The organism is Gordonia sp. 34D (genome assembly GCF_056682775.1).
Genome location: NZ_CM155293.1, coordinates 3280792 through 3301091, shown reverse-complemented (window position 1 = coordinate 3301091; position 20300 = coordinate 3280792). Strand labels below are relative to the sequence as shown.

Annotated in this window: 21 protein-coding genes and 1 riboswitch; of the genes, 9 read left to right on the top strand and 12 right to left on the bottom strand. The window is 63.6% G+C overall.

Annotation, left to right across the window (positions count from 1 at the left end; genetic code table 11):
• Window positions 1–10: 10 nt before the first annotated feature.
• The 3 genes from thiG to AC1L34_RS15300 form a co-directional block, all read right to left on the bottom strand.
• Window positions 11–781, bottom strand: coding sequence for a thiazole synthase (thiG, locus tag AC1L34_RS15310; RefSeq protein ID WP_424293150.1), 771 nt, complete (start codon window positions 779–781; stop codon window positions 11–13).
• Window positions 774–971, bottom strand: coding sequence for a sulfur carrier protein ThiS (gene thiS / locus AC1L34_RS15305; RefSeq protein ID WP_424293149.1), 198 nt, complete (start codon window positions 969–971; stop codon window positions 774–776). The genes thiG and thiS overlap by 8 nt, the downstream gene beginning before the upstream one ends.
• Window positions 949–2028, bottom strand: coding sequence for an FAD-dependent oxidoreductase (locus AC1L34_RS15300; protein ID WP_424293148.1), 1080 nt, complete (start codon window positions 2026–2028; stop codon window positions 949–951). Before AC1L34_RS15300 ends, thiS begins: the two co-directional genes overlap by 23 nt.
• A riboswitch (TPP riboswitch) is annotated at window positions 2019–2122 on the bottom strand. It overlaps the preceding gene by 10 nt.
• Window positions 2123–2175: 53 nt before the next feature.
• On the opposite strand from AC1L34_RS15300, the gene thiE reads away from it, so the two are divergent.
• Together thiE and AC1L34_RS15290 are read left to right on the top strand one after the other, a co-directional pair.
• Window positions 2176–2832, top strand: a complete 657-nt coding sequence (gene thiE, locus AC1L34_RS15295) for a thiamine phosphate synthase (RefSeq protein WP_424322301.1) — start codon at window positions 2176–2178, stop codon at window positions 2830–2832.
• Window positions 2833–3014: 182 nt separating this feature from the next.
• Window positions 3015–3353 (top strand): hypothetical protein, encoded by a 339-nt coding sequence (locus tag AC1L34_RS15290; RefSeq protein ID WP_424293378.1) that lies wholly within the window; start codon window positions 3015–3017, stop codon window positions 3351–3353.
• Window positions 3354–3381: 28 nt separating this feature from the next.
• Here AC1L34_RS15290 and AC1L34_RS15285 read toward each other — a convergent pair whose 3' ends face one another.
• The gene (locus tag AC1L34_RS15285) at window positions 3382–3849 is read right to left on the bottom strand and encodes an NUDIX hydrolase (RefSeq protein WP_424293377.1); all 468 of its coding nucleotides are present in this window, start codon (window positions 3847–3849) and stop codon (window positions 3382–3384) included.
• A 116-nt stretch (window positions 3850–3965) separates the two neighbouring features.
• On the opposite strand from AC1L34_RS15285, the gene AC1L34_RS15280 reads away from it, so the two are divergent.
• Genes AC1L34_RS15280 through AC1L34_RS15270 form a run of 3 tightly spaced genes read left to right on the top strand, consistent with a single transcriptional unit; the run spans window position 3966 to window position 8773 of the window.
• Window positions 3966–5414 (top strand): hypothetical protein, encoded by a 1449-nt coding sequence (locus AC1L34_RS15280; protein ID WP_424293376.1) that lies wholly within the window; start codon window positions 3966–3968, stop codon window positions 5412–5414.
• A complete protein-coding gene (locus AC1L34_RS15275; RefSeq protein WP_424293375.1) occupies window positions 5411–6391 on the top strand; it encodes a glutamate ABC transporter substrate-binding protein in 981 nt (326 codons plus the stop codon). The genes AC1L34_RS15280 and AC1L34_RS15275 overlap by 4 nt, the downstream gene beginning before the upstream one ends.
• Before the next feature lie 6 nt (window positions 6392–6397).
• Window positions 6398–8773, top strand: a complete 2376-nt coding sequence (locus AC1L34_RS15270; RefSeq protein WP_424322302.1) for a serine/threonine-protein kinase — start codon at window positions 6398–6400, stop codon at window positions 8771–8773.
• A 25-nt stretch (window positions 8774–8798) separates the two neighbouring features.
• Here the strand turns inward: AC1L34_RS15270 and AC1L34_RS15265 are convergent, their stop codons facing one another.
• The 6 genes from AC1L34_RS15265 to AC1L34_RS15240 are packed head-to-tail and all read right to left on the bottom strand — an operon-like array spanning window position 8799 to window position 15808.
• Complete coding sequence (locus AC1L34_RS15265; protein ID WP_424322303.1) at window positions 8799–10490, bottom strand: AMP-binding protein; 1692 nt, start codon at window positions 10488–10490, stop codon at window positions 8799–8801.
• A 58-nt stretch (window positions 10491–10548) separates the two neighbouring features.
• The gene (locus tag AC1L34_RS15260) at window positions 10549–11763 is read right to left on the bottom strand and encodes an acetate kinase (RefSeq protein WP_424293372.1); all 1215 of its coding nucleotides are present in this window, start codon (window positions 11761–11763) and stop codon (window positions 10549–10551) included.
• Complete coding sequence (gene pta / locus AC1L34_RS15255) at window positions 11760–13883, bottom strand: phosphate acetyltransferase (RefSeq protein ID WP_424322304.1); 2124 nt, start codon at window positions 13881–13883, stop codon at window positions 11760–11762. The genes AC1L34_RS15260 and pta overlap by 4 nt, the downstream gene beginning before the upstream one ends.
• 28 nt (window positions 13884–13911) lie before the next feature.
• Window positions 13912–14475 carry a TetR/AcrR family transcriptional regulator gene (locus AC1L34_RS15250; RefSeq protein WP_424293370.1) on the bottom strand — a complete coding sequence of 188 codons (564 nt, stop codon included), beginning with the start codon at window positions 14473–14475 and terminating at the stop codon, window positions 13912–13914.
• A 9-nt stretch (window positions 14476–14484) separates the two neighbouring features.
• A complete protein-coding gene (locus tag AC1L34_RS15245) occupies window positions 14485–14853 on the bottom strand; it encodes a DUF5709 domain-containing protein (RefSeq protein ID WP_424293369.1) in 369 nt (122 codons plus the stop codon).
• Between the two features lie 55 nt (window positions 14854–14908).
• Window positions 14909–15808 carry a cation diffusion facilitator family transporter gene (locus AC1L34_RS15240; RefSeq protein WP_424293368.1) on the bottom strand — a complete coding sequence of 300 codons (900 nt, stop codon included), beginning with the start codon at window positions 15806–15808 and terminating at the stop codon, window positions 14909–14911.
• Between the two features lie 65 nt (window positions 15809–15873).
• Here AC1L34_RS15240 and AC1L34_RS15235 point away from each other — a divergent pair, with 65 nt between their 5' ends.
• On the top strand, window positions 15874–16443 hold the full coding sequence (locus tag AC1L34_RS15235) for a hypothetical protein (protein ID WP_424293367.1): 570 nt from the start codon (window positions 15874–15876) through the stop codon (window positions 16441–16443).
• A 15-nt stretch (window positions 16444–16458) separates the two neighbouring features.
• Here AC1L34_RS15235 and AC1L34_RS15230 read toward each other — a convergent pair whose 3' ends face one another.
• Complete coding sequence (locus AC1L34_RS15230) at window positions 16459–17052, bottom strand: HdeD family acid-resistance protein (protein WP_424322305.1); 594 nt, start codon at window positions 17050–17052, stop codon at window positions 16459–16461.
• A gap of 24 nt (window positions 17053–17076) precedes the next feature.
• Between AC1L34_RS15230 and AC1L34_RS15225 the strand changes: the two genes are divergently transcribed.
• Both AC1L34_RS15225 and AC1L34_RS15220 read left to right on the top strand, forming a co-directional pair.
• Window positions 17077–17931 (top strand): acyl-CoA thioesterase domain-containing protein, encoded by an 855-nt coding sequence (locus tag AC1L34_RS15225; protein ID WP_424293365.1) that lies wholly within the window; start codon window positions 17077–17079, stop codon window positions 17929–17931.
• A 197-nt stretch (window positions 17932–18128) separates the two neighbouring features.
• The gene (locus AC1L34_RS15220; RefSeq protein ID WP_424293364.1) at window positions 18129–18350 is read left to right on the top strand and encodes a hypothetical protein; all 222 of its coding nucleotides are present in this window, start codon (window positions 18129–18131) and stop codon (window positions 18348–18350) included.
• On the opposite strand, the gene AC1L34_RS15215 is transcribed toward AC1L34_RS15220, so the two are convergent.
• Window positions 18310–19434 carry a phosphatase PAP2 family protein gene (locus AC1L34_RS15215; protein WP_424293363.1) on the bottom strand — a complete coding sequence of 375 codons (1125 nt, stop codon included), beginning with the start codon at window positions 19432–19434 and terminating at the stop codon, window positions 18310–18312. The two genes, AC1L34_RS15220 and AC1L34_RS15215, sit on opposite strands and share 41 nt — an antisense overlap.
• Window positions 19435–19485: 51 nt before the next feature.
• On the opposite strand from AC1L34_RS15215, the gene AC1L34_RS15210 reads away from it, so the two are divergent.
• Window positions 19486–20253 carry a deoxyribonuclease IV gene (locus AC1L34_RS15210; RefSeq protein ID WP_424293362.1) on the top strand — a complete coding sequence of 256 codons (768 nt, stop codon included), beginning with the start codon at window positions 19486–19488 and terminating at the stop codon, window positions 20251–20253.
• The last annotated feature ends 47 nt before the right edge of the window (window positions 20254–20300 follow it).

Genomic DNA, 20300 nt, shown 5'->3' with positions numbered 1-20300 from the left:
GCCACCGTTCCTACCCTCGGGCCGGGGACGACGCCTGCGCCCAGAAGCGTTTCGGAATACGCCCGGCCCTGGCCGCCAAATAGCCGCCGATCACCGCATGCTTCATCGCTGCGCCCATCACTTCCGGATCGTCGGCGCGCGTCACGGCAGAGGCGAGAAGCACTGCGTCGCAACCGAGTTCCATCGCGAGGGCGGCGTCGCTCGCCGTCCCAATGCCTGCGTCCAAAACGACGGGCACCCCGGCGCGCGCCACGATCATCTCAATGTTGTGCGGATTTGAAATGCCCAGTCCGGTACCGATCGGGGACCCGAGCGGCATCACCGCCGCAACCCCGGCGTCCTCGAGCCGGAGCGCCAGGACGGGGTCGTCGTTGGTGTATGCCAGCACATCGAATCCGTCGGCGACCAGCGCCAGCGCGGCGTCGACCAGCTCGAGCGGATCCGGGAGCAGCGTGCGGTCGTCGGCGACCACCTCCAGTTTCACCAGGTTGGTTTCGCACGCCTCGCGCCCCAGTTGCGCGGTCAAAACGGCCTCGGCTGTCGTATGGCATCCCGCCGTGTTCGGCAGCAGCGCGATCCCCAGGCGGCGGAGGAGGTCGAGCAAGCCGGTCCCCGACTCCGGGCTGATCCGGCGCATCGCGACGGTCGTCAACTCGGTTCCGGACGCCACCAGCGCGCGTTCCAGAATCGCCAGGTTGCTGGCTCCGCCGGTTCCGGTGATGAGCCGCGACCCGAACTCACGCTCGGCAATGCGGAGCGGTTCGATTCCCGGGCTAGCCACCTTGCACAGCCGTCAGAATGTCGAGTTCGGCGAACGGCAGCAAGACCTGGTCCCACTCGCTCTTAGGTCGCACAATCCCGTTGACGGCCACCGCGACCCCCGTTTCGGGCAGGTCGAGGTGGGTCAACAACTGCGCGACGGTCGGCGCTTCATCGAGGGTGACGGTGTCACCGTTCACGGTCAATTCCATGGTGGACTCCCCTATCTTCGGTCGAGGTGTGTGTTGAGTGTTGTGCCAGTACCGCGAGGACCTGCTGCGCCGTCCAGGGTGCCAGCGCGATCCCGTTACGGCCATGTCCGGCGGCTACCGTCACCCGCTCATCGACGCGTTCGATGAGCGGTACGCCGTCCGCCGACGACGGTCGGATGCCTGCGCTGACCTCGGTGAGTTCGTAAGTTCGCAGGCCCGGCATCAATTCATCGGCGTCGCCCAGCAGGTCCGCGACGCCCCCGGCCAGTGGGGCGCGGTCGGTGTCGTCGTAGGCCTCGTATTGGGTGGCACCCAGAACAATGCCGTCTTCGCGTGGCACGAGATACACCGGCCGGCCGTGCCAGCGCGCGCGAATCACATTGCGCGGCGGAGCAACTGACCATCGAGTGCGGCGCAGTCGGAGGATTTCCCCCTTCTCACCGCGGAGGTCGACGTCGGGGAGAAGTCGTCGAGTGTCGAGTCCGGCGGCCACCAGAATCTGCTCGCCGGGCACGTCGGCGAGGTTGTCGATCTCGGCACGCACCTGCATTACGCCCGCCGCGTCGAGCGCCGCACGCAAAGCGGCGAGGAGCTTACGGTTGTCGACCGCGCCCTCCCCGACCGCTTGGAATCCGCCCGCCACATTTCGGGCAAGGGCCGGTTCCAGGGTTCGTAGTTCGCGGGCCGACGCCGACGGGATCCGGTGTGTGTCGTCGGGCAGTTCCGACCGCAGAAACCGCATCTGCGTTTCCAGCGCGGCAACATCCGACGGTGTGGCCCCGACCAGGAGACTGTCGGTCGCGGTCAGAATGTCAGGGCAACTGAGACGATTCAGCAACCCCGGCCACAGGGACGTCGACTCGCGGGAAATGGCCAGGAGCCGGTCTTCACCGGGGTGCCCTTCGGCGAGGCAACCGAGCATGCCACCCGCCACATCGGAGGCTCGGCGGTCGGGTCCGGCGTCGAATACCGTGACGCGCCAACCGCTATCGACGGCGGCGAGAGCGCACGTCAAGCCGACGACGCCACCACCGACGACCGCTAGTTCACCGAGCATGAGAGCCTTCCTACGCCGGCATTATCCGGATCAGGTGTGACGGTCAGCGTCGGCGCGACGCCCTCTCAGCCCGACGAACCTCCGAGCTCCCGTGTGAGGAATACGCCCCGAGTTTACCGCGCCGGGCACACCACTAAGGTGGCGGTCATGAACGCGCGCACCCGCCTCGAAGATGCCAGCTTGTACCTGTGTACCGACGCACGACGCGAACGCGGTGACCTCGTCGACTTTGTCCGCGCGGCCCTCGACGGTGGCGTCGACATAGTTCAGTTGCGCGATAAGGGGTCCCCCGGCGAGCGCGAGTTCGGTGAGCTGACGACCCTGCAGCAGATCGACCTGTTGGGGCAGATCGCTGAACTCACGAAGGCCTATCGGGCGCTGCTTGCCGTGAACGACCGCGCCGACCTGGCGGCGGCCGTCGGTGCCGACGTGCTGCACCTCGGCCAGGACGACCTGCCACCGGCGGCGGCACGGGAAATTGTGGGGCCGGACATGGTGATTGGCCGTTCCACCCACCGCATTGACGAGGCCATCGACGCCATCACCGATCCCGATATCGACTACTTCTGCACCGGCCCCTGCTGGACCACGCCAACCAAGCCGGGCCGCGCAGCGACGGGCCTGGACTTCGTCTCCGACGTCGCCGCACGCCACCCCAATAAGCCGTGGTTCGCGATCGGCGGGATCGACCTCGAACGTCTCGATGAGGTGAAAGCTGCTGGCGCACAGCGGATTGTGGTGGTCCGCGCGATTACCGGCGCCACTGATCCGACGACAGCTGCGCGAGCCCTCAAAATCGGGTAGGCTGCCCGACATCATGTTGTGGAACCTTCTCGTAACCCGCCGCAGCGGGGTCTGATCTCGACCGACCCCCCGCTGCGGGTTTGTCGTCTCCACACCCTGGAGCTAGTCGGTCATCAAAGATTCGACCGAAATGAAGTTTCCAGATGCCTTACATTCAATTCCCCCAGCCATCCTCTGCAGACATGAGCGCGGCAGCTTTCATCACCTTGCAAACTCTGTCCATTGAGCCCGCGCGGGCCGACACGGTCGTCGCGCGCGCCCACATCACTCTCGGCAGGGACGCCCACGACATTTCGGCGACCGCCACCGGCACCATCGCCGCCATGACCGAAATCCTGTACGCCCTCGGCGCGGGCATCGAAATCGTCCGGCTGTCGCAGCAGCGCGACGGCGACGAAACCGTCACCTACCTTCTGTGCGAACGCGACTCTCGACAGGGATGGTCGTCGGGCCGTGGCCGGGACGGCGACGAAGCGACAGTCAATGCGCTGATCGCCGGGGCAAACCAGCTTGCCGCTTAGCGTTTCTGAAGTCCGGAGTCACCGACAGCTAAACCAGCAGTTTCGGTAGCAGGTCGGCCCAGGAGGCGGCCAGACCCGGGTGAAGGGGCAGGTTGGCGACTTCGTCGGCCGGGACCCAGCGCAGTTCGGCGGACTCGCCGTTGCCGACGGTCACCACCGGCTTCTCGGCCTCGGCGAGGACCGTCGTGTACGTCCAGCCACCGGATGCGGTGTGGGTGACAATCGATTCGACCACGGTGAGGTCAGCTTCGATGATCCCGGCTTCTTCGTTGGCCTCACGGACGGCGGCCTGCTCAACAGTCTCGTGGGAATCGCGGGCACCGCCCGGCAGCCCCCAAGTTCCGCCCTGGTGCGACCAAATCGCCCGGTGCTGCAACAGCACGACCACCGTTCCTTCGGCGTCGGGCGCAAACAGCAGCAGACCGGCCGCACCGTGCCGCCCCCAGTACCGCCCGCCTGCGCCGTCGAACACCCAGCCGTCACCGTCTCCACGCACTGCGTTGCCTCCAGCAAAGGGATTTTCCGATATCTGAAGAATCACCGTACCGGCCTGGCAGCGCGAGCGCAGTCGCGCCGACTAGGGTTGGACACAGTTCATTCGAAGGGAACAACGTGGCCGGCCAGGTTTACCGAGTGCGCTCTGCACTCACCCACGCGGGCCGAAGCGTGCTGCCCGAGCGCGGGTCGGCGAACCCCACCCTTCGGCAGGTTATCGCCGACCGCCGCGAGATCTCGGCGATTACCCGCGAACGCGTCTCGTCTCCGCTGCTCACACTGCGGTTTTATGCCACGACGACGCCCGGCAAGTTGCTGATGATCATGATCACGATGACGCTCGCGTGCGGCCTCACCGGCTTCTACTCGTCGGCTTCGCTGAACAATCGCAGTCAGACCCTCGAAGCGCTGGTCAGCCGGGCCGAACCGCAAGCCGAGGCGGCCGAAGTCCTGTACAGCTCACTGTCGGTTGCTGACGCCGCCGCCAACTCCGCCTTCATTTCCGGGGGGCGCGAATCCCCCGAATTGCGGTCGGAGTACACCGATTCCATCGCCACGGCGGCCACAGCGCTCGTCGCCGCTGCCGACGGTGTGGCGAACGGCGACGACCTGACCGACAGTCAGCGGGCCGCCCGCAACGACCTCAACACGCTCTCGACCAGCATCCCGGTGTACACCGGGCTGATCGAAACTGCCCGCACCAACAATCGGCTCGCCAACCCGGTCGGCTCGGCCTACTTGAGCGAAGCGTCGACCCTGATGCTTGGCACGATTCTGCCTGCGGCACAGCGCCTTTACGAGGACCGGTCGGCGGCAATCTCCGATCCTCAGCGCACTCTGACCGTGCCCCCGTGGGGGGTGTACGTGGCCTTGCTGATCATTATTTTGATGCTGCTCGCGACCGGCCGATACTTGGCCAGACGCACGCGCAGGCACTTCAATCTCGGGTTGATCGGGGCGCTGGCCGCCCTCGGGATCGGCACGGTTTGGCTGTTGGTGTCGGGACTATTGTCGGTGGCTGCGGCCAACACGGCTAAGACCGCGGGTGCCGAACCACTCCACACGCTGACGACGATGCGCATCCTGACCCAGCAAGCCCGGTCAGCGGAAACTCTGTCGCTGGTGCGCCGCACCGATCCCGGCGAACTCGACGTCGGCTTTGTGCAAGACCTGGAACAGATCAGCGCAGACGCCGACCGACTCGCGAACGATCCATCTCACGCCGAGAACCCCGGGCTCACCCAGCCGATCAGCGATGCCCAAGCCGCGCTCGAAAGGTGGCGTGGCGCCCACGAAGAAGTGGGTCGACGGCTCGCCGGAGGCGACTTCACCGCCGCGCGTGCCCTGACTATCGGTAACGGCAAAATCAGTACGGCCACCGGCTACAACGAAGTCAATGACGCCCTGGTGAAGGCGATCGCGGACGCCCGCACCACCTTCCGGGACAACATCAGTACCGCTCAGACGCTTCTCGGGTATACCGGCACCGGCATCGGCCTGGTGTGCGTGTTGGCCGCCTTCGCGGTGATTTTCGGCCTCATCCCACGCATTCGGGAGTACCGATGACGAGATCCCGCTCAGCCCGCCTCGCTGTCGCAGCGGCAGCCATCATGATCGCGATGACCGGTTGCACCACCGAAGCCGACAGTGCCAATCCGCCTCCCTCGGCCACCGCGCAGGCCCCGTGGCCGCCGGAGGTGACCGTTGGTGCCCCACCCGACGCACCGGCGTCGAACGACACCTGCGATGCCACCGTCGGACTCCGCCCGACTCCGCTGCCGGAACCCCGGAGCATGCCCGCCAAGTCGACGATGGAACGGATCTTCCAGCGTGGTCGCCTCATTGTCGGCACCGACCTCGGCAGCAACCCGTTGAGCTTCCGCGATCCCATCAGCGGTGACGTCCAAGGCTTCGACATCGACGTCGCGCATTGGATTGCCGACGCGATTTTCGGCGACCCCAACCTGATCGAATACCGAATGCTGTCGAACGAGAACCGCATGAAAGCCCTCGAGGACGGCACCGTCGACATCGTGGTGAAAACCATGTCGATCACGTGCGATCGGCTCAAGTCGGTGAGTTTCTCTGTCCCCTACTACGCCGCCTCGCAGCAGATCCTGGTGTATCGAAATTCGGGAATCTCGACCGTGTCGGACCTCGCGGGGAAGAACGTGTGCGCCACGCGCGCATCCACCTCGATCGCACGGGTGCAAGAACGGGTGCCCGACGTCAAGTTCATCACCACGTCGAGTTGGGCCGACTGCCTGGTGCTGATGCAGCAGGGACAGGTTGATGCCGTCACCTCCGACGACCCCATCCTCGCCGGTCTCGCCAGCCAGGATCCGTGGGTGCACGTGACCGGTGCCAGCCTCGGTACCGAAAATTACGGTGTCGGCATCCCCAAAAACCAGAACGACATGGTTCGCTTCGTCAACGCGGTCCTTGCCGCACGCAGCGCCGACGGCAGCTGGCAACGGTCGTACAACCAGTACCTCGCCATTTTGGGGCCGGGTTCGCCACCGCCGACCAGATATCGAGATTGACCCACCATGAGTGACGAAAAAAAGGTTGAGCCCGTCGAAACGCAGGCGGGCACCATGCCAGCCGGCACCGTAGAGACTGTCGGGACGGCCGGGACAGTGGGGACAGTCGGGGCTGGTGGCGCATTCGCCACCCCGATTACGCAGTCGACCCAGGTCCGACGCATTCTCGACGACATCGCCGCCTCCCGCCGCAAGAGTCGCAAGGCCGCCCACATTCACGACCGCCGCCTCGGCAGCGAACTGGTGCCGCTCCCCGAGATCACCGATATCGACCCGGCCGACGCCGTGCTGTCCGATCCGGTGATCGTGGAAAGCAAACGCAAGTGCTGGAAGTGCGGGGAACCCGTCGGGCGTTCGTCTGGTCGCGGCGAGGGGCCGCTCTCCGGCGACTGTTGGAATTGCGGTTCGCGCTACTCATTTGTGCCCGGGCTTAAGCGCGGCACCATCGTCGCCGATCAGTACGAGATCGCCGGCGCTATCGCCCACGGCGGTATGGGTTGGATTTACCTGGCCGTGGACCACAACGTGTCCGATCGCCCGGTCGTTCTCAAGGGCCTGCTGAACTCGTCCGACTCCCAAGCTCAGGCTGTCGCAATCTCGGAGCGACAGTTCTTGGCGTCGGTCAATGACCCCGGCATCGTCAAGATTTTCAACTTTGTCGAGTGGGTCACCGACGATGGTCGCCCGGTCGGCTACATCGTGATGGAGTACGTCGGCGGTCACACGCTGAAGCAACTCACCACATCGGATCGTGGCGAGCCGACATTGATGCCGATCGAACACGCCATGGCGTACATCTTGGAAGTGCTTTCGGCCGTCGGGTATCTGCATTCGGTCGGTTTGGTTTACAACGACGTGAAGCCCGACAACATCATGATCACCAGCGATGAGGTGAAACTCATTGATATGGGTGCGGTTTCGGCGATTAACGGCACCGGCCACCTGTACGGAACGCCCGGTTTTCAGGCACCGGAGATTGTTCAAACCGGACCGCAGATCGTCACCGATATTTACAGCATCGGGCGCACTCTGGCCGTATTGACTGTCGATATGCCCATGGTCGACGGCCGCTACCTGGATGGTCTGCCCGATCCGGAAACCACCCCGCTGTTCAGGGAAAACCCGTCGTTCTACTTCTTGCTACACCGCGCGACATCGGAGGATCCGAACGAGCGTTTTTCCTCGGCTGAGGAAATGACGACGCAGGTCCTCAACGTGCTCCGCGAGACGGTGGCGTTGCACACCGGTGTGCCACGCCCGTCGATGTCGACGGTGTTTACCCCGCAGCGGTCGACCTTCGGGACCGACTTGCTGCTGGCACCGGTCGACGGGTTCTTCGACCCCAAGGATGCCGCGCTCCACGACCCGGCAGACATTGCCCGCGCCCTTCCGGTTCCCCTCGTCGACCCGGCGGATCCGGCTGCCGGAATCTTGACCTCGGCGGCGCTGTCGTATCCGAGGCAGACGTTGGACACGATCCGCGCGGCCCGCGCCGAGGGATTCAAGGCGATGCTGGCGAACGTTGATGCCAGCGACAATATCGATCCGCTGCACCCGTCGTTGGAACTCGATCTTGCCGAGGCCCGCGCCCATCTGGAGTTGGGAAACCTCGATACGGCACTGCAGTTGCTGCGTGAAGTGGCCGTGCACCACGGGGATTCGTGGCGACTGCACTGGTATCTCGGAATTTGTTCACTCCTGAATGCGGAACCGGAGTTGGCGTTCGAACGCTTCCACGAGGTCCTCGAGGCGATGCCCGGTGAGGTTGCGCCGAAGCTTGCGGTCGCGGGTACGGCCGAGTTGATCGGGTATTGGTTGTCGGCGCAGGATTCGACCTCCAATAACCAACTGTCCCAGGTGGAGCGCTGGTACGACATTGCTCGCCAGAACTATCACGACCTATGGCTCACCGACCACGGCATCGTCTCCGCGGCGTTTGGTTTGGCCCGGATGATTCTGGCCGAGGGGAGTTTTGACGAGGCGATTGAACCCCTTGACGAAGTCCCCACCACGTCGCGGCACTACGGCACCGCCCAGCTATCGGCGATCGTCACCCTGGTGCACGGCCGCAATCCGAGCGAAGTGGCTCGGTGGGAATTGTTCGAGGCGGCTGAACGGTTTGAGGAGATCAGCTGGGACGACCCCCGCCGCGGCCGACTACAGCTCATCATTCTGGGGACGGCCCTCGGCTGGATCGACAGCCATCTCGACGAGGATTTCCCGGCCGATGACTTCCTCGGTTTCCCGTTCAACGAGCATGGCCTGCGCGCCGGTACCGAACGCTCCCTCCGCGAACTGGCACGAGCCACCCGCGATAACCGCGCCCACCGCTTCCTCCTCGTGGACCTCGCGAACCTGATTCGTCCGGCGACCCTCCTCTAAGACGACGCTGCGGTAGTCACGAGCGTCAGCTCAGCAAGTCCTCGTAGCGGTATTCGGTCGGAATCATTTCGCCCGCCGTCGAGGCCGACGACTCACGTTGCTGCAGTTCCACGCGACGGATCTTGCCCGAGATTGTCTTCGGCAACTCAAAGAACTCCACCCGGCGCACCTTCAGGTACGGCGCGAGATGGTCGCGGGCGTACTCCATGATCGCCTTCGCGGTGTCGGCAGTCGGTTCCCACCCCTCGGCAAGGGTCACGTAGGCCTTCGGAACGGCCAACCGCGTCTCGTCGGGCTGCGGCACCACGGCCGCTTCGACGACCGCTGGATGCTCGATGAGCACGCTCTCCAGCTCGAATGGCGACACCTTGTAGTCAGAGGATTTGAAAACGTCGTCGGTGCGCCCCACGTAGGTGATGTAGCCGTCCTCGTCACGGGAGGCGACGTCACCGGTGTGGTAGTAGCCGCCAGCCATGACCGCCTGATTTCGCTCCGGATCCCCGAGATAGCCGGTCATCAGGTTCACGGGCCGCACACTCAAGTCGAGACAAATTTCGCCTTCATCGGCGAGCTCACCGGTCAACGGGTCCACCAACACCACGGGGACGCCCGGCATGGGACGGCCCATGGAGCCAGCCTTCAGCGGCTGCCCCGGAGTGTTGCCGACCTGCAGGGTAGTTTCCGTCTGACCAAAACCATCTCGGATGGTCAGGCCCCACGACTGCTCGACGCGACGGATCACGTCCGGGTTTAGCGGCTCGCCCGCACCGAGAAGTTCACGCAGCCCGGCGGGCTTGTCGCCGAGGTCGGCTTGGATCAGCATCCGCCACACGGTCGGCGGCGCACAGAAGGTATTCACACCCGCGCGCTGCAGTTGTCCCATCAGGGCTGCGGCGTCGAAGCGGGAGTAGTTGTAAACGAAGATCGTCGCCTCGGCGATCCACGGCGCAAAGAACAGGCTCCACGCATGTTTGGCCCAGCCGGGCGAGCTGATCGTCAGGTGCACGTCGCCGGGTTTAACACCAATCCACGCCATCGTGGTGAAGTGGCCGACGGCATAGCTGACCTGCGAATGCTCCACCAACTTCGGCTTGCTGGTGGTGCCGGAAGTGAAGTAGATGAGCATCGGGTCGTCGACCAGGGTGTCGGTCTCGAACGGTCCGGCCGACTCCGTCTCGGCGCTGGCCGAGTACGAGGTCCACCCGTCCGCGTCACCGCCGACCACGATGCGGCGGTAGTCGCCGGGAACGTCGTCGAACTTGCCCGTGTCGCCGACATTGGCGATGACGGTGCCCGCGCCGCCACGCTCAATGCGGTCGGTGAGGTCGGCGGAACCGAGCGCCGACGTCGTCGGCATCACGATGGCACCGAGCTTCATAATGCCCAGCATGAGCTCCCACAACTCCACCTGGTTGCCGAGCATCAGAATCACGCGGTCACCCTTACCGAGGCCCAGGTCCTTCAGCCAGGTGGCAACGCGATCGGAGTTCTCGGCCATCTCGTCGAACGTCACCTTGACCTCGGATCCGTCCTCCTCGGTAATCCAGAGGGCGACGCGATCGTTGCCGCGGGCAAAGGCGTCGAACCAGTCGATTGCCCAGTTGAACTTTCCGGTGATGTGGGGCCAGCGGAACTGCTCAACAGCCCGGCCGTAGTCGCCCATCAGGTCGATCATCTGGTCACGGCTGCGTCGGTAGAGCTCTGTATTCGTGGTCATGATCACATGATCCACGTCACATGAGGGTTGGGCTACCCCCGAAAGGGGGTACCGAAACCTACTCCGTTGCGGCGACGACCTCGATCGCCTGGCGGGCAATGGCCAGTTCTTCGTTAGTCGGCACCACCATGATGGTGACGGCGGAAGTGTCGGTGGAAATGACGCGCGGGCCCTTGCCGCGGACGGCATTGCGCTCCGCATCGACCTCGATGCCGAAATTCTCCAGCCCGGCCAGCGAGTCGGCACGAACGGGGCTGGCATTCTCGCCGACGCCGGCGGTGAACACGATGACGTCGACCCGACCCAACTCAATCAAGTACGCGCCGATGTAGCGCCGCAGGCGATGTAAGTAGACGTCGTACGCCAGACGCGCAGAATCATCGCCAGCATCGACGCGTTCGAGGACTGCACGGAAGTCGTTCTCCCCGCACAAGCCTTTGAGGCCGGAATTCTTGTTGAACAGGACGTCGATGTCGTCGATTGACATTCCGGCCACCCGAGCGAGCTGGAAGACGATGCCCGCATCGATATCACCGGTGCGGGTACCCATGACGAGACCTTCCAGCGGCGTCATGCCCATCGTCGTATCGATGGCCTTGCCCCCGGCCACCGCCGACATGGAAGCGCCGTTCCCGAGGTGCAGGACGATCTGATTAATGTCGCCGTAGTCGCGCCCGAGCGTCTCCGCGACCTTGCGTGAGACGTACTCGTGGCTGGTCCCGTGAAACCCGTAGCGGCGGATCGCGTACTGCTTGGCGACCTCCGCGTCGAGCGCATAGGTGGCCGCGGCGTCGGGGAGGTCATGGAAAAAGGCAGTGTCGAAGACGGCGACGGCCGGCACATCGGGCAGCAGGGCCGACACCGCGTCGATACCGACGAGATTGGCCGGATTGTGTAGCGGTGCCAGCGGAGAGATCCGCTCGATCTCCGAGCGCACCGTCGCGTCGATCAAGGTGGGCGCAAAGAAGCTGCGGCCGCCGTGCACCACGCGATGCCCCACGGCGGCGAGTCCGGAACCAGCCAGGTCGACACCGTCGGCCTCGAAGAGTTCCATCACCTTCGCGATCGCCGCATTATGGTCCACCAGAGTTCCCTCAACGAGAACCTCATTGCCGCGGTAGTCGTGCCTGATGCGTGAACTCGACTCGCCGATCTGCTCGGCCAGCCCGTCCGCGATCACCGCTTCGGTTGCCGGATTAAGCACCTGATACTTCAACGACGACGAACCCGCATTCACTACGAGAACCAGGTCGTCGCTCACGCTGTCGCTCATGCCTGTGCTTTCCCTGCGTTCTGGGCCTTCTTGTTGTTCTGCGCCTGGATCGCGGTAATCGCCACCGTGTTGACGATGTCGGTGACAAGTGCCCCGCGCGACAGGTCGTTCATCGGCTTGTTCAAGCCCTGCAGCACCGGGCCAATCGCGATGGCTCCGGCACTGCGTTGCACCGCCTTGTACGTGTTGTTCCCGGTGTTGAGATCCGGGAAAATGAGGACCGTGGCACGGCCAGCCACCGGCGAGTCCGGCATCTTTGCCGTCGCCACCGACGGTTCGACGGCGGCGTCGTACTGAATTGGGCCCTCTACCAACAGTTCCGGCGCGCGTTCCCGAACCAACTCGGTCGCCTGGATTACCTTGTCGACGTCGGCCCCCGCCCCCGAGGCACCCGTCGAATACGACAGCATCGCCACCCGCTGCTCAATGCCGAAGGCCGCGGCCGTCTGTGCCGAAGAGATCGCAATGTCGGCCAGTTCGGTGGCGGTCGGATCGGGAACGATGGCGCAGTCACCGTAGGTGAGGACTTTGTCGGCCAGCAGCATAAAGAAGACGCTGGACACCGTGGAGACCCCGGGCACTGTCTTAATGATCTCGAATGCGGGCCGGATGGTCTGCGCCGTGGTGTGCACCGCCCCCGACACCATGCCGTCGACGCGGCCGGTGTGCAGCAGCATGGTCCCGAAGTACGACTCGTCGCGGACCACTTCCGCAGCCCGCTCCAAAGTCATGCCCTTATGCTTGCGCAGTTCCATGTAGATGGGTGCGAACTCCTCGGCCAGCGGCGATGTCGCCGGATCGATGATCTCGACGTGCGCGAGATCAATACCGAGTTCGTTGCCGCGTCGACGCACCGCATCGGGGTCGCCGAGCAGGGTAATCCGCACCATGCCGCGTCGCAGCAAACGGTCGGTGGCCCGCAAGATACGGTCGTCGTTGCCCTCCGGCAGCACGATGTGTTGCGGGTCGGCTTTCGCCTGCGAAATCAGTTGGTACTCAAACATCTGCGGCGTCACCACATCGGGTTCGTGCAGGTCGAGTTCGGCGATTAACTCATTTGGTGCCACATACCGTTCCATTACGCTCATCGCGGCGTCGATCTTGCGGACCGAATCGGTGAGCATGCGTCCGCGAGTGTGGGCGGCAATGCGCGCCGTCTCGTAGGTGCCGTGCTCGCACGCGACAATGGGAAGGGTTGGACGCAACCCCTTCACGAGGGCGTCGATCATCGGATGCGGATGCAGGCCACCGTTAATGACGATGCCCGCCAAACGCGGAAACCCTTCGGCCGCATTGGCATTGACCAATGCCAGCAGCACGTCAGAGCGATCGGCCGGGGCAATCACCACCATCGATTCACTGAGGCGTTCCAGGATATGTTCGACGGTCATGCCACCGACCATCATGTCCATCGCCTCGTGGTCGAGGAGATCAGCGTCGCCCGAGTACAGGGTGCCACCGAGCGCATCGCGCAACTCACCCATGGTGGGGGCCACCAGGATTGGCTCCTCCGGCAACGCCCACGACCGGATGCCGATCGGTTGCAATGCCTCGGCCACCGCCTTGCGTTGGTCGGGATCGCAGCGATTGGCGACAATCGCGACCGCCGTCGCGTGCTCGGAACGAATCTCGGCCAGCAGCAGATCGGTGATCGCCTTGACTTCGCTCGGCTCCTGCTCAAAGGCCTTGACCACCAAGATGATTGGTGCCGAAAGGTTAGCCGCGATCCGCGCATTGAAACTCAGCTCCGACGGAGCCGCGACGTCGGTGTAGTCGGAGCCGATCACCAACACGTTGTCGCACTGTTTAGCGACCGTGTGATAGCGGTCGACGATGTCGGCGATCGCCGCATCGGGGTCGGCGTGCACATCGTCGTAGGTGACGCCAATGCACTGCTCGTAAGGGATATCGACCGACGCATACGAGTGCATGAGGTCGAGCACGTAATCACGCTCGCCCGCGGCAGCGCGAGAGATTGGCCGGAACACCCCCACGCGACCCCCAGCGGCAGTCAACACCGCAAGCACACCGAGCGCGATGGTCGATTTTCCGGTATCGCCTTCCGCCGATGCGATGAAAATACTGCGTGCTCCCGTGCCGTTTTTGGCGGTGCCAGTCATAGAAACGAGCGTACTGGGTGGAACCCGATCACCGAACGACGGCGCGCACCACCAGGTCGGCGATCTCGTCGTCGGTCATCGACGACTCCGGAACCAGCATGCAGGAGTAGACGATTCGGACCATGAACTCGCTACCGCCGCGCACGCTCGGGTACAGCACGGCCGCTTCGTCATCGCGGACATCCGGGACCGCCGTATCCGTGATCATCCCAATCAACGACCGGTGCGAGGCCTTATCCGAGGCTTCCGGTGCCGGGCTGATCAGCGCCCGCACCACTTCCTCGGGCTCGTTACGCAGTACGTACTGCAACGCTTCGTGTTCACGGATGTAGGCGAGCGATCCCTTGACACGTTCGCGGATCCGCATTGCCGGGTCGGGCTGGTCGGCCCCCCACTGCAGCATCTGCTGGCGCAGTTGTTCCATTTCGCGGGACATGATGGCGTCGACCAGCGCATCGCGGCCACCAAACATCCGGTAGGCGGTGGCCCGCGCTACCCCGGCCTGCCGTGCCACCGAGGTCAAGCTCAGTGCCTTCGCACCGAAACGCGAGACCAACGCGACACCCACATCAACTAAACGATCGCGATCCATATTTGCTAGTTACTCATCTCCGATGACGTGCATGGCCGCTTCTTCGGCAGACGCGCCCGCACCGTCGATTCCCGCGTCCGTCGCCAACAGTTGATTGTCGACGTCGGGACCAAATCCTTCATCCGGCGCAACCAGGCGCCCCGCGCGAACGCGACCGACCTCGTCACTCTCGGGAAAGTCGGGGTCTTCGTCGTCGTCGACCGCCACGTCGGGAATCTCACCCGCAAGTCGCTGATCGAGGTCCTCGTGCTCGGGATGCGCTGCGGGCTCGTAATCGGGCGGCGAGAAGCCGCGGTCGAGCACGTCGCCCAGTTCTGTGTCGTCCAGGGTGTCTTCCGGCTGCAGTTGGTCGGAGTCGTCCTGCTCGTACTCGCTCATGACTTCAAGGCTAATACGTGCGAGCGTCAGGATGTCGCAAAGGCGACGGGTCCCGCTAGCGTCGCCACGATTCGTAACTCCGCGGATCCTCAATCGGTTCCAGATGAATGGTGGGAACCACATCTTCGATCTGCGCGTGCAATTGGCCCTCGACCTTCTCGAGGAGGTCGTGGCCTTCCTGCACACTCCACGCGCCCGGAACCAGCATGTGAAGTTGGACGAATCGGATGTGGCCAGCCTCGCGGGTCCGAACATCGTGGAAGTCGACGCCATCGGTCCGGAAGCTATCGAGGACAGCGTCGACCTTGGCACGCTCTTCCTCGGGGATGGCCGCATCCATCAAGCCCATCGTCGACCGTTTAATCAGCCGGTAGCCGACAAACACGATGTTGATGGCAACGACGATGGCAATCACCGGGTCGAGGACGATCCATCCGGTCAACGCCACCAGTGCCACCCCGGCGATGACCCCCGCCGTGGTCCACACATCGGTCATCAGGTGCTTGCCGTCAGCTTCCAACGTGAGGGAACGGAAACGGCGACCAACCCGAATCAACTGCCAGGCAACCGCCGCGTTGACGATGGAGGCAACAACCGAGACGGCCAAACCGATCCCCACCGATTCCAGCTCCCGCGGGTTGATGAGTCGTTCCACCGCAACGGCAATGATGACGATGGCAGCGACCACAATCATGACGCCCTCAATGACCGCCGAGAAGTACTCGCTCTTGACGTGCCCGAAGTTGTGATCGTCGTCGGCCGGTTTCGCCGCAATTCGCAAAGCAAAGAAGGCCACCACGGCAGCCACCAGGTTCACGACTGACTCGGCGGCGTCGGAGAGCAAACCCACCGAACCGGTCAACTGCCAGGCCGCCACCTTGAGCGCGATCACCACGATCGACGCGACAATACTCAGCAGCGCCCACTTGCTTAGGTCCCGAGTCTGTTGTGCCACAACAGCAATCATAACGAAAGCCCCATTACGCTGCGGAAATCGACTAATCCGGGGACCATTGGGGCATGCTCGACGAGTTGAACGACCAAGCCCACGCCGACTACGACGCCGGCGATTTCACGAGCGCACTCGCCAGCTTCTCGGTCTTGCGCGAAATCCGGTCGCGCCGCGAAGGTCCCTACTCGGTGAAATACCTCGACGCCGTTCACAACAGCGTCCGATGCATGTCGAAGTTGGAACTGTGGAGCGACTCCACCCTGCTGTGCAGTGAACTCCACAGCAAGTACGTCCGCACCCTGGGTCGCGGTCAGGCCACCACCGTCGATGTCGCCAAGCATTGGGCGTGGGCAATGATGCACCTGCGCGACCTGAGTTCGGCTATCAACCTGTATCTCACCACCGCCGACGCCATGTGGGACTCCGATGCTGCCGGTGCACGTCGACTGATTGGTGCGGCCGCTGCCGTTCCCGCCGTCCGGCCCGCCGCCCTCGTGTGGAAGGGCATCGTCGACGGCGTCACCCTCCGCCACACCGATGAACTGTTGAACGTTCTCGGGTCGTGGACGGACCGACTGTCGGACAAGCAGAATTCCGAACCGACCATCACCCTCGACGGCTTGGCGATGACCGCCTAGGTCGCACCGGGCGAGCTATCGGCCCTCGGCCAACTTCGTCACTTTCTTCGGGACGGTGACGAGGGTAATGACGCTGACGACGATCAGTAGAACCGCCAGGATCCACAGGATGGTTCCCAGAGTTGCCACCGCGGGTAGAACGATCATCGCGATACCGGCGAGAATCCACAGCACGCCAGCCGCAATCACCATCCAGCGTGGGGTCACGGTCACCGTCAACGGGGCCCCGAACAGATCCTGAAAACCAGTGACGATCCAGCCGATGCCGATAAACACACCGAGCAGAACCAGCGACCCCGACGGATTGATGGTGGCGAGGACACCGGCCGCCAAGATGACGGCACCGAAGACACCCAGCAGGAGCCGCAGCGACGACGGTGCCCGCGTCAACGCGAACGCGGCAAACAAGCGCATCACCCCGGCCACAATCAGCGCGATTCCGAACAGCACGCCCACCACCATCAGCGACGCCTTCGGCCACACCAGGGCCGCGATTCCCAGGGCGATGCCGACGAGAGCACTGAAGATAATGAACGTGCGAACCGCGTCGACCGCGTCATTCGGCAATCGAGACGGCGATGCGGGTGATGTCGTGGCGTCTGAGGTCATGCTCGCAGCGTAGCGTGAGCCGGTATGTCAGATAAGAGCTTCTTCACGGTAGGTGACGACGGTCGATATGACCCAACGCCCTACGCTCTCGGCCTGTGGGGCCCCGACACCCTGAACGGCCCCGCTATTTGCGCCATCGCCGCCTATGCGGCCGAGAACTTTGGCAGCCGTGAGGGATTCGCCCCGGCTCGATTCACCATCGAATTGTTCAAGAGCGCACATCGTCTCCCCACGGCAACCACCACCACGATGCTGCGCGACGGTAATCGCATCCGCGTGGTCCAAGTTTCGGTGCTGCAATACGACGTCGACGACAACGAGATTCTGGTCGCGCAAGGCAATGTCGTTTTCCTGAAGCAAGGGACCAATCCGCCCGGCGGCCGATGGGTTCGACCCGAGGGAACCGATGTGTTCACTCCCCCGGATGAGGATGAGGACGACAGGGAAAGCTACCGCGCGTGGTTCCAGTCGGGCGATCGCGAGTGGTCGCGCTCGATGTCCGACTCGCAGAACACCGATCGGCTGCGGATCTTCAATCGCCCGTTCAATCCGGTCGAGGACGTCGCCCCCACCCCGTTCCAGCGGGCAGTCATACTTGCCGAATCGACCAGCCTCGTCACCAACAGCGGCGACGGCGGGATCGGCTTCATCAACTGCGATCTGACGGTCGCCATCGCCCGTCTCCCGGAAGGTCTTCGCCTCGGTCTCGAAGCCGATTCGCACATCGAAGATTCGGGCCTGTCGGTCGGGACCGCGAACCTGTACGACGAGCACGGCAAGTTTGGCATCGGCCTCGTGACCGCTATCGACAACACGGCCGCGATGATCGACTTCACGAAGGTGAACCCGCACTCGCTGCGGACCACAGAGATGAGCTAAGAGCCGGAGAATTTCCCCCTTTTCTGTCACAGAACCGGGGATCGAATCTGCACAACCGTCACCAAAAGGGACGATTGGTGTCAGTTTGGTCGTTTCGTGACAGAAATGCGGGACGGGCGGAGGCCCCGAATTAGCGGTGCGGCGGGCCGTCGCACAGTAGTGTTCGGGCTGATGGGGGTTACTTTCCGGAGGCAGCCGTGACGAACAGATATCTCAGGTACGGGGACCGACGTTTCATCATCACCCGAGAAACACAGGCGCGCTTAGATCGCGCCCTGACGAATGTTTACGCCAGTGGTAGCAGCGGCCATGAATGGTTAAGCCTGTACCCGGGCAGCGAGGCGGAAACTCGCCTGCTGATCGCCGCGGGCGTGCCGATCACGATTGAGACTGAGCCTCAGTTCGACCGGTTGGGTTAGCGGCCAGTTCGCGCTCGGCGGCCTTCCGCGCGTTCCGCGGCAATACGATGCGGGCGTCGATCAGCCGGTATGCGGTGTACACCGCGCCAGCCAACGCCCAACCCAAAATGATGTCGAAAACGTAGTGCTCGGCGGTATAGACGAGAGCGAACGCCATCGCGAACGCGTAGCCGGTGAAGATGGTCTTGCCCAGCCATCTGCTGCGCGGCCACATGAACAGGGCCAACAGCATCGTCAAACCGGCATGCAACGAGGGGATGGCGGCGACGAGATTCGATTTTGACTGCCCCAAGGTCACGGCCCGCAGCACCAGGTCGAGGCCGATCACCCGCCAACCGCGGTCGGAGATTCGTTCCACATACGGCGCGGCACCCGGGTGGTGCGGTTCCACTTCCCCGAGCAGGTTCCCCTCGACGGGGCCGGCTGGCTGGTACATGCACGGCGGGTCGTGCGGACCGTCGGCCACCTGGGCCACCGTGCATTTTGCGGCAGCCCACGGCGGCGCAGCGGGCACCAGCGTGTACCCGATCAACCCTAAAAACGACACCGCGATAAAGCAGACGGCGAAGCGTCGCCACACCGCTCGGTCGCGGACCCACAGGACGGCCGCGGTGGCGTACGGGACGATGAAATACGACATGTAGACGACGCTGACGATCACTTCCCACCACGGCGGGGACGCTTCCTTCAGGTGCGACTGCAGCCAGACTGTCGGATTGACGCCGAACATCCATTTATCGACGTCGGGGGCCAACAGCCAGTGGGTCCGCATTCCCAACCAAACCGCCACATTGCGAGTCCAGTCGTACAGCATCAGGATCAGCACAAACGGCAACCAGTCGATCAGAATGGTGCTGACGCGGCGTCGCCCCACCGTGGCTGCGGCCATACCGAAGGCGAGGAAGAAGATCAGGCTGGTGCGGTCAGCGGCAATTCCCGCCACCCAAAAGTAAATGACCAGGGCCGTTGCCCACAGGGTCAGCAAAACTCGGCGGATCAGTGCGTAGTTCCGGACACGCTCCTCGATGACCGGAATCGGCTGCTGCTCCACAATGCCGCACTCTATAGAACGTTTGTCAGACATTCATCCACCTGACATCCGCCTTCATCAACCTGACACAAGTAGGCTGGATCCATGCGTGTCGGAGCCCATCTTCGCCAGGACGAGAATCCCGTCGCCACCGCCGAGGCCCTCGGTATCGACATCTTTCAGATGTTCGTCACCGATCCGCAGGGGTGGAAGAAGCCCGTCCCCCATCCACATGCGGAAGAGATCAAAGCCTCACCGATCGACGTGGTCGTGCATTCCAGCTACATGATTAACGTCGCGAGCCTCAATAACCGGTTGCGCATGCCTTCCCGGAAGGCCGTTGAGCAGCAGGCAGCGGCGGCGGTGGAACTCGGTGCGATTGGACTCGTGGTGCACGGCGGACACCTCAAAGACGGCGAAGATGCGGCTGAGGGATTTGCGAACTGGCGCAAGCTCTTTGAGCGTCAAGCAGACAAGGGCGGTTTCGGTCTTCCGATCCTCATCGAGAACACTGCTGGCGGCGATCACGCCATGGCGCGAACACTCGAGTCGATTGAGCGGCTGTGGGATGCGGTGGGCGATTTTGCCGAGGCCGGATTCTGCCTCGACACCTGCCACGCCTGGGCCGGCGGCGAAGACCTCGTCGGACTCACCGAGCGGATCAAGGCCATTACCGGCCGCATTGACCTCATTCACCTGAATAATTCGCGCGACGAATTCGATTCCGGACGGGATCGTCACGCCAACCTGGAGTCCGGCCAGATCGACACGGAGGTACTCGCCGAACTAATGAAGACGGCTGGAGCACCGGGGGTGTTGGAGACACCAGCCGAGGGGATCGCCGCCGACCTGGAGTACCTGCGGTCACACTGACATTGCGCTTGCAGTTGTTAGCGGAACCACATTCTCCGATGTTGTAC

What these genes read in the sequence shown, in the direction of transcription:
- AC1L34_RS15265 (WP_424322303.1), bottom strand. Translation starts at nt 10,490, where the DNA reads ATGACCACGAATACAGAGCTCTACCGACGCAGCCGTGACCAGATGATC.
- thiS (WP_424293149.1), bottom strand. Translation starts at nt 971, where the DNA reads ATGGAATTGACCGTGAACGGTGACACCGTCACCCTCGATGAAGCGCCG.
- AC1L34_RS15300 (WP_424293148.1), bottom strand. Translation starts at nt 2,028, where the DNA reads ATGCTCGGTGAACTAGCGGTCGTCGGTGGTGGCGTCGTCGGCTTGACG.
- AC1L34_RS15235 (WP_424293367.1), top strand. Translation starts at nt 15,874, where the DNA reads ATGCTCGACGAGTTGAACGACCAAGCCCACGCCGACTACGACGCCGGC.
- AC1L34_RS15215 (WP_424293363.1), bottom strand. Translation starts at nt 19,434, where the DNA reads ATGTCTGACAAACGTTCTATAGAGTGCGGCATTGTGGAGCAGCAGCCG.
- AC1L34_RS15270 (WP_424322302.1), top strand. Translation starts at nt 6,398, where the DNA reads ATGAGTGACGAAAAAAAGGTTGAGCCCGTCGAAACGCAGGCGGGCACC.
- AC1L34_RS15245 (WP_424293369.1), bottom strand. Translation starts at nt 14,853, where the DNA reads ATGAGCGAGTACGAGCAGGACGACTCCGACCAACTGCAGCCGGAAGAC.
- AC1L34_RS15230 (WP_424322305.1), bottom strand. Translation starts at nt 17,052, where the DNA reads ATGACCTCAGACGCCACGACATCACCCGCATCGCCGTCTCGATTGCCG.
- AC1L34_RS15225 (WP_424293365.1), top strand. Translation starts at nt 17,077, where the DNA reads ATGTCAGATAAGAGCTTCTTCACGGTAGGTGACGACGGTCGATATGAC.
- thiE (WP_424322301.1), top strand. Translation starts at nt 2,176, where the DNA reads ATGAACGCGCGCACCCGCCTCGAAGATGCCAGCTTGTACCTGTGTACC.
- AC1L34_RS15260 (WP_424293372.1), bottom strand. Translation starts at nt 11,763, where the DNA reads ATGAGCGACAGCGTGAGCGACGACCTGGTTCTCGTAGTGAATGCGGGT.
- AC1L34_RS15290 (WP_424293378.1), top strand. Translation starts at nt 3,015, where the DNA reads ATGAGCGCGGCAGCTTTCATCACCTTGCAAACTCTGTCCATTGAGCCC.
- pta (WP_424322304.1), bottom strand. Translation starts at nt 13,883, where the DNA reads ATGACTGGCACCGCCAAAAACGGCACGGGAGCACGCAGTATTTTCATC.
- AC1L34_RS15275 (WP_424293375.1), top strand. Translation starts at nt 5,411, where the DNA reads ATGACGAGATCCCGCTCAGCCCGCCTCGCTGTCGCAGCGGCAGCCATC.
- AC1L34_RS15210 (WP_424293362.1), top strand. Translation starts at nt 19,486, where the DNA reads ATGCGTGTCGGAGCCCATCTTCGCCAGGACGAGAATCCCGTCGCCACC.
- AC1L34_RS15250 (WP_424293370.1), bottom strand. Translation starts at nt 14,475, where the DNA reads ATGGATCGCGATCGTTTAGTTGATGTGGGTGTCGCGTTGGTCTCGCGT.